The sequence below is a fragment of the Variovorax sp. efr-133-TYG-130 genome (assembly GCF_030208835.1).
In the GTDB taxonomy this organism is placed as follows: Bacteria; Pseudomonadota; Gammaproteobacteria; order Burkholderiales; family Burkholderiaceae_C; genus Variovorax.
In genome coordinates, this window is sequence record NZ_JARVTD010000024.1 from 66,828 (window position 1) to 74,250 (window position 7,423).

The 7,423-nt window shown below is 66.5% G+C and carries 9 protein-coding genes; 7 read left to right on the forward strand and 2 right to left on the reverse strand.

Going from position 1 to position 7,423, the window contains the following annotated elements:
* The first annotated feature begins 114 nt into the window (after nucleotides 1-114).
* The 5 genes from QRN67_RS20740 (at nucleotide 115) to QRN67_RS20760 (ending at nucleotide 4,506) form a co-directional block, all read left to right on the forward strand.
* A complete protein-coding gene (locus QRN67_RS20740) occupies nucleotides 115-621 on the forward strand; it encodes an O-acetyl-ADP-ribose deacetylase (RefSeq protein ID WP_285413349.1) in 507 nt (168 codons plus the stop codon).
* Entirely contained in the window at nucleotides 618-1,388 is a 771-nt protein-coding gene (locus QRN67_RS20745) for a class I SAM-dependent methyltransferase (protein ID WP_285413350.1), read from the forward strand. Before QRN67_RS20740 ends, QRN67_RS20745 begins: the two co-directional genes overlap by 4 nt.
* Before the next feature lie 136 nt (nucleotides 1,389-1,524).
* Nucleotides 1,525-2,940, forward strand: a complete 1,416-nt coding sequence (locus QRN67_RS20750) for a glycerophosphodiester phosphodiesterase family protein (RefSeq protein WP_503010933.1) — start codon at nucleotides 1,525-1,527, stop codon at nucleotides 2,938-2,940.
* Nucleotides 2,941-2,977: 37 nt separating this feature from the next.
* On the forward strand, nucleotides 2,978-3,601 hold the full coding sequence (gene trhA / locus QRN67_RS20755; RefSeq protein WP_285413353.1) for a PAQR family membrane homeostasis protein TrhA: 624 nt from the start codon (nucleotides 2,978-2,980) through the stop codon (nucleotides 3,599-3,601).
* 47 nt (nucleotides 3,602-3,648) lie between these two features.
* The gene (locus tag QRN67_RS20760) at nucleotides 3,649-4,506 is read left to right on the forward strand and encodes an amidohydrolase family protein (protein WP_285413355.1); all 858 of its coding nucleotides are present in this window, start codon (nucleotides 3,649-3,651) and stop codon (nucleotides 4,504-4,506) included.
* A gap of 10 nt (nucleotides 4,507-4,516) precedes the next feature.
* On the opposite strand, the gene QRN67_RS20765 is transcribed toward QRN67_RS20760, so the two are convergent.
* Together QRN67_RS20765 and bla are read right to left on the reverse strand one after the other, a co-directional pair.
* On the reverse strand, nucleotides 4,517-4,834 hold the full coding sequence (locus QRN67_RS20765; RefSeq protein WP_081266698.1) for a hypothetical protein: 318 nt from the start codon (nucleotides 4,832-4,834) through the stop codon (nucleotides 4,517-4,519).
* A gap of 202 nt (nucleotides 4,835-5,036) precedes the next feature.
* Nucleotides 5,037-5,924: a class A beta-lactamase gene (gene bla / locus QRN67_RS20770; RefSeq protein WP_285413356.1), complete on the reverse strand. Its 888-nt coding sequence runs from the start codon at nucleotides 5,922-5,924 to the stop codon at nucleotides 5,037-5,039.
* Between the two features lie 472 nt (nucleotides 5,925-6,396).
* On the opposite strand from bla, the gene QRN67_RS20775 reads away from it, so the two are divergent.
* Nucleotides 6,397-6,657 (forward strand): hypothetical protein, encoded by a 261-nt coding sequence (locus QRN67_RS20775; RefSeq protein ID WP_285413357.1) that lies wholly within the window; start codon nucleotides 6,397-6,399, stop codon nucleotides 6,655-6,657.
* A gap of 154 nt (nucleotides 6,658-6,811) precedes the next feature.
* Nucleotides 6,812-7,423, forward strand: a 612-nt coding sequence (locus tag QRN67_RS20780; RefSeq protein WP_285413359.1) for a hypothetical protein, incomplete at its 3' end; no start/stop codon positions are given.

The following is a 7,423-nucleotide window of genomic DNA, read 5'->3' on the forward strand; positions in this document are numbered from 1 at the left end:
CGGCGAGCGGATCGTAAGGAGTCGCGGCAGCCGCCGGGAGCGGGTTTGCCCGACTGGGGTTTGCTGGGGTTCGCGCGGCGCTATCGTCGGGCTTGCACCAGAAAGGAACACGCCATGACCGACGCGCTTCGCACCCTTCGCGCCGACATCACCACCCTGCAGGTCGACGCCATCGTCAATGCCGCCAACTCTTCGCTGCTCGGCGGCGGCGGGGTGGATGGCGCCATTCACCGCGCGGCCGGGCCGGACCTGCTGCACGAATGCCGGCTGCTCGGCGGCTGCAAGACCGGCGACGCCAAGCTCACCAAGGGCTACCGCCTGCCCGCGCGCTTCATCATCCACACGGTCGGCCCGGTATGGCGCGGCGGCACGTCGGGCGAGCCCGAGTTGCTCGCGTCGTGCTACCGGCGTTCGATGGCGCTGGCCGGCGCGCAAGGCGTGCGCAGCATCGCGTTTCCGAGCGTCAGCACGGGCATCTACGGCTACCCCATCGAACTGGCGGCGAAGGTGGCGGTGACCACTGTGCGCGATGCAGCGAACGAAGCGGCATCGGTGCGGGAGGTCGTCTTCTGCTGCTTCTCCACGAGCGACCTCGCGGTCTACGAGGCGGCACTGGCATGACCAACGACTTCTACGACGAACTCGCCCCGCTCTATCACCTGATCTATCCCGACTGGAACGAGAGCATCCGCGCGCAGGGCGACAAGCTCGCGCAGCTGATCGGCGCCGAGTGGCCCGGCGGCAACGCGCGGCGCAGGGTGCTCGACGTGTCCTGCGGCATCGGCACGCAGACACTCGGGCTCGCAGCGCTGGGCCACGCGCTGACGGCATCGGACCTGTCGCCCCAGGAAATCGAACGCGCACGGCACGAAGCACAGGTGCGCGGCCTCGATGTGGCCTTCTCGGTATGCGACATGCGCGAGGCGCACACGCACCACGGCGGCGGCTTCGACATCGTGATGTCTTGCGACAACTCCATGCCGCACCTGCAGACCGACGAAGACCTGCGGGCCACCTTCCGCCAGATGGCCGCATGCCTGCGCCCGGGCGGCGGCTGCGTGGTGAGCGCGCGCGACTACGCGAAGGAAGAGCGCGGCAGCAACCTCGTGAAGCACTACGGCGCGCGCGTGGAGAACGGCCTGCGCCACGTGCTGTTCCAGGTGTGGGACTTCACGGACGGCGGCAAGGGCGAGCACTACGACCTGGGCTTCTTCTTCGTCACCGAGGACCTGGCAACGCACGCCGTGAGCACGCGCGTGATGCGTTCGCGCTACTACGCCGTGTCGACCACGCGGCTGTGCGAGCTGATGCGCGAGGCGGGCCTGGAAAACGTGCGGCGCATCGACGACGCGTTCTTCCAGCCCGTGCTGGTGGGCACGCGGCCCTGAAAGTGGACTGATCGCCTGGAGGTTGCCGGTCACCGTAGCGTCATGGGCCAAACCTAGCATCCGCCAGCTTTCAATCCACTTGCAACGGACGCCAGGACCAATGACAAAAAATGTGCCCGCACCCGCCCCCCGCCCCATGCGCGCTGCCTTGGTGGCCGTTGCAGGCGGCCTCATGATTGCCGCGTGCGGCGGCGGGGGCGGAGGCCCCTCGATTCCGGCTTTTCCGCCCGCGCCCGCGCCGGCTCCGGCGCCAGCACCGGCACCACCCGCGCCGCCGCCCCCGGCGGCACTGGGCACGCTCGACGGCTCGGTGCCGCTCGTCATTGCTCACCGCGGCCTGCCGGGCCTGTTCCCCGAAGAAACCAAGACCGCCTACGAAGCCGCGGCCGATGCCGGCGCCGATTCGCTCGAGACCGACCTGCACCTCACCAAGGACTGCGTGCTGGTCGCGCGCCACAACCCCTGGCTCAGCGACAACACCAACATCGCGGAGGTGGCCAAGACCAACAGCGCCGTCGCAGCCCGCAAGCGCACCGTGCCGGGCGTGCTCGTCAACGTGAAATATCCGGCCATCCCGGAAAACGGCCCCGCGCAGTACCTGAGCGACCTGACCGACCCGAACGATCCGAAGTCCGTGCTGAAGTCGCTCGTCGTCGATGGCCAGGAACACAAGGACGACTGGTCCATCTCCGACTTCACCATGGACGAGCTGCGCCAGTGGATCCGCGGCACCACGTACGACGCCAGGGACGAGCGCCCCACCGACCTCAACGGCAAGCTGCCGATCATCAGCTTCCAGGAGCTGATCGACATCGCCAAGGCCAAGGGCGCCGCCACCGGCCGCACGTTCTCCGTGTATCCGGAAACCAAGAACCCGATCTGGAACAACGCGCAGGCCATTGCCAACGGCTGCGGCCCGGCCGGCAGCCATCCGCTGGAAGATGCGCTGCTGAAGGTCATGAACTTCAACGACCTGAACCGGAAGGACGCGCCGATCTTCGTGCAGAGCTTCGAGCCCGAGAGCCTGAAGTACCTGCGCTCGGCCGGCCTGAAGGCGCGCGCGGTGCAGCTGGTGGACGGCAACGACGTCGACTACAAGACCGGCGCGATGATCTACGTGACCAACGACGAATACACCTTCGTCGACGGACGCCCCTACAGCTGGACGCTGGCCGGCAACCCGAAGTTCTTCGGCGAAATGCTCACGCCCGCGGGCCTGGCCGAGATCAAGACCTACGCCGACGGCATCGGCCCCTGGAAGCCGCAGGTCATGGCGCACACCATCGTGCCCTTCGTCGCGGCCAACAAGGGCATGGCCGACGTGAACACCATCAAGCCCACCAGCCTCATCGCCGATGCGCACAAGGCCGGCCTGTTCGTGCACAGCTACACCTTCCGCAACGAAGCCAGGTACCTGGCCGGGATCTACAAGGGCGACCCGACGGCCGAATACCTGGCGTACTTCCGCGCCGGCATCGACGGCGTGTTCTCGGACTTCGCGAACACCGCCGTCGCGGCGCGCAAGACCTACCTGAAGGAAACGGGCCGCTGATGCGCGGCGCGGCGCGGGCAACCGGCTGAACGGCACCATGTACCCGGGCGAACGACTCAACGGATACAGCCACCTGCTGGGCCTGCTGCTGGCGCTGTCGGCCACCGCGCTGCTGCTCGCCAAGACCGTGCCCACCGGCGACCCCGCGCGCATTGCGGGGGCGCTGGTGTTCTCGCTTTCGGCGGTGGCGCTGTACGCGGCCTCCACGCTCTTCCACAGCACGCGCGGACGCCTCAAGCGCGTGTGGGAGCGGGCCGACCACTGCGCGATCTACCTGCTGATCGCCGGCACGTACACGCCCTTCGCGCTCGTCACGCTGCATGGCAAATGGGGCTGGCTGCTGCTCTCGGCGATCTGGGGCGTGGCGCTGTTCGGCATCTGGCGCGAGCTGCGGCCGCCGAAGCCCGGCGCTTCGGCCAAGCCCTCGCTGCCGCTGTACATCGGCATGGGGTGGCTCGGCGTGCTGGCCGCCGTGCCGCTGGCCGCGCGGCTCGACGGTGCCGGGCTGGCCTGGCTCCTGATCGGCGGCGTGCTCTACACCGTGGGCACCATCTTCTACCGCAACAGGCAGGGCTTCCGGCACGCGCACGGCGCCTGGCACCTGTTCGTGCTGGCGGGCACGACCAGCCACTACATCGCGGTCGGCTGGTTCGTGCTGTAGCCGGGGCAGTACCGGCCGCCGCGTGGCAATGCCACACTCGGCACCCCATGGACGCTTCTATTTTTTCCGCCCCGAAGATCGACTGCCACTGCCACATCTTCGACCCCGAATCATTTGCGTACGCGCCGGGCGTTTTCTACGCGCCTTCGGGCGGCGAGATCGCCACCGCCGATTACTTCATGCAGGTGATGTCGGCCTACGGCGTGTCGCACGCGCTGCTGGTCGGCCCGAACTCGGGCTACGGCACCGACAACCGCTGCATGCTCGACGCCATCCGGCGCGGCGGCCATCGCTTCAAGGGCATTGCCGTGGTCGACAACGACGCATCGGCCTCGCAGTTGCAGGACCTGCAGGCGCAGGGCGTGGTCGGCATCGCTTTCAACATGGCGCTGCTGGGCCTTGCGCACTATGCGCAAGCCGATGCGCTGTGGGAACGCATCGCGGCACTGGGCATGTGCGTGCAGGTCCAGGTGCAGGACGACCAGATGGCAGACCTGGCGCCGCGCCTGCTGGGCTGCGGCGCGCAGATCGTGGTCGACCACCACGGCCGCCCCGGCCTCTCGCGCGGCCTCGCGAGCCCCGGCTTCGACGCACTGCTGCGCATGGCCGACAGCGGGCGCTGCGCCGTCAAGCTGTCGGGCTACGACAAGTTCTCGCGCGAGGCGCTGCCCTTCGCGGATGCCCGGCCCTTCACCGACGCGCTGCTGTCCGCCTTCGGGCCCGCCAACTGCCTGTGGGGTTCAGACTGGCCGAACATCCGCGCCACCCGGCGGCTGGACTACGGCACGCTGCTTGGCGTGCTCGCGCGCAGCGTGCCTTCGGAGGCAGACCGCCGCGCGATCCTCTTCGACACGCCGATGCGGCTGTTCGGATTCGGCGAAGGAAGCGGCACCGGCCCGGCGTGAGGCCGGGGCCTCAGCAGGCCAGCTCGAACACGAATTCGACCGTGTTAGGAGACGACAGCATCGCCTTCGCCTTGGCGGTGGCCTGTTCGCAGCTCTGGCGCCAGGCGCGGGCGTCGGCCAGTTCATGGTCGTTGAGCAGTTCGCTTCCCGGCGCCGTCTCCTTCGACCACGCACGAAAGCAGGCGACCACGCGCTCCGGCGACCCGAGCGCGTCTTCGATCAACCTCAGGAAGACCTGCCGCACCACCATGGTGTCGCGCAGCGTGACACCGTCGCCATCGAGATGCACGGAATAGGGCGGCGGCGCGGTCGAGTACCTGGCGCTCATTGCGCCATGCCCGCGCGGGGCGCGTCGTTACCCACTGTCCCGTATGACTTGTCCACGCTGACCGCTCCTTTTTATCGCTGCCGAATGCTTGTGCGTCGAAATGAAATGATCTTTCGATGCTAATCGAGTAGCGGCTCGGCAGTAGTAGGAATGGAGTCAATGCCGACTGCTTTCGGCGGCTTTCGTGCACTTTCAGAGCAGCTCAGCCCCCGAGCGTGTTGACGGCGATGCGCGCCGCGGCAGCCACCACGTCGTTGCGGTTCTTCGCATCCTTGTCGGGGAAGGTCAGGTAGACCGCGACCACCAGCGGCGCGCCGGCTGGCGGCCACATCACGCCGACGTCGTTGTTGGTGCCGTAGGAGCCCGCACCCGTCTTGTCGCCCACCTTCCAGCCCGGCGGCACGGCGGCCATGAAGCGTTCAGCGCTTGTCGTGTTGCCCAGCAGCCAGGTCTGCAACTGGCTGCGTTGCGCGCCAGCCAGCGCATCGCCCAGCACCAGCCGCTGCACGCTGTCGGCCATGGCCGCGGGCGTGGTGGTGTCGCGCAGGTCGCCTGGAATGGCGGTGTTGAGCTCGGTCTCCCAACGGTCGAGCCTGAAGACCTGGTCGCCGATGGTGCGCGCAAAGGCGGTCACGTCGGCCGGGCCGCCCAGCATCTTCATCAGCAGGTTGGCCGCTGCGTTGTCGCTGTACTGAATGGTGGCGGCGCACAACGCGGCCACCGTCATGCCGTCGGACACGTGCTTTTCGGTGACGGGCGAGTTGGGAATGATGTCGGCCCTGCCGTAGCTGATGCGACGCGCCAGCAGGCTCGGGTCTTTGGCGCTGCGCTCCAGCACCGTGGCCGCCAGCATCAGCTTGAAAGTGCTGCAGAACGGAAAGCGTTCATGCGCCCGGTGCTGCAGGCGCGCGCCGCTGGCCGTATTGAAAGCCACCACCCCAAGGCGCCCGCCACAGGAGCGTTCGAGTTCGGCGAGCTGGGCCTCGGCGGAAGCCTGCGGCCCCTTTTGCGACCATGCGGTGCAGGCGGCGGCGAGCGGCAGCACGGAGGCGGCGAGCAACAGGGTGCGGCGCTGTACGGGTGAGTTCATTTCTTCTTTGCTTTCTTTCGGCGAGTGGAGTGGGTTGGATGGCACGCCGGCAATCGTAGGAGCGCGATGCCCGGCGCTCCAGCGCGCCGCCTCGGTTCTGCGTCTCCGGTGTATCGGCTGTAACTCGCTTCGGCCGAGCGGCGCCCTTGGTCGCATGGCGCCGTGGCGCGCAAATCGCGCAGATCACGTAATTGCCAAAAGCTGCATTTGTTGGCGCGAATCGAGGCTCAGTGGCGCGCCCTCAGGCCAGGCCGCCCCGCTCTTCTCTAGAGTGGATGCCCCTGTCACCAAACACCCCGCCATGGGGGCATGAAAGGCATCACCCGACCCGCCACATCGACGGACATGCAAGCAAACGAGCAAGCAAGCAAGCAAGTAAGTAAGTAACGAACAAAAGGCGACGGCCAAGGTGCGGTAACACCTCAGCCGTCTAACCAAGTGACGTGCCAACTCTCAAAAAGGAGCACACCAAATGGCTGGACCGAATATAGCCCGGCGCCCCGCGCCGGCCCCCTCCCCCAACGTCAATGCGCAAGAGCCCAGCGACCTTCTGGAAAACAAGCTGGCCCAACTGAGATCGCTCACATGGATCTGCTACGGCGGCGGCATCGACTGGCACGACGGCGCAGGCCCGCAACACCTGGACAACGTGCTGTGGCTCGTGGCTGACCTGGCGCTGGAGACCGAGGAGTTGCATCAGCGCAGCGAGGCTGCGCGGCTCGCGGAGCGCTGAGGATTTTTTTTGCGCTGACGCGGCAATGCCCGCAGAAAGCCCGGCGCCAATGCGCGCCGGGCAACTCGATCACTGGAAACAGTTAAGTGTTTCCACCGGGCGCCTGGCCTGAATATGGGATGTTATTCAGGTAACTGAAATTTACACTGGCCGAATGCAATCGTTCATTCGACCCCGCCTCGCTCTCGCAATCAGCGCACTCGTGTTTACAGCTGCATGCAGCAGCGTTGTCAGAACGACCTTGCCCTATCCCGCGGTGCAAAGCTCGAGCCTTCTGACGCAATACGTGTACGCATTGCGCGCCGCCGAACAACGCCAGATCGCCTACCCCGACGAGCCCCTGTGGCTGCGCGACGAAGGCGGCCGCAGCGTAGACACCTCGCTGAACGCCGACAACGCCGCAATGGTGTTCTACGCGCTCGCCAACGGCGGCCCCGGCAATGAACGCATCACGAGCGAAATTCTGCAAACGCTGCCACCGATGCTGCAACGTTATCAACAGGCTTATGAGAAGAGTCAGGGGAAGTGGTACCAGGACGAATACGTCGAGACGATTGGGGTGCAACTCGCGATGCTGAGTCTGCTGCCGGCGAAGCTGGCGAATCAGGCTGCGAGCAAGAGCAGCTTAATTGCGAAGGCCAATGAAATGGCGAAATCTGGACAGTTGAATGCGCCTGCTAGAGAGCGGTTGCAAGTGCTGGTGCGGAGGTATGTTGAGTTCCATGGAATCCTGACCCGCGATTTCCATCGAATATTGACCCACCCT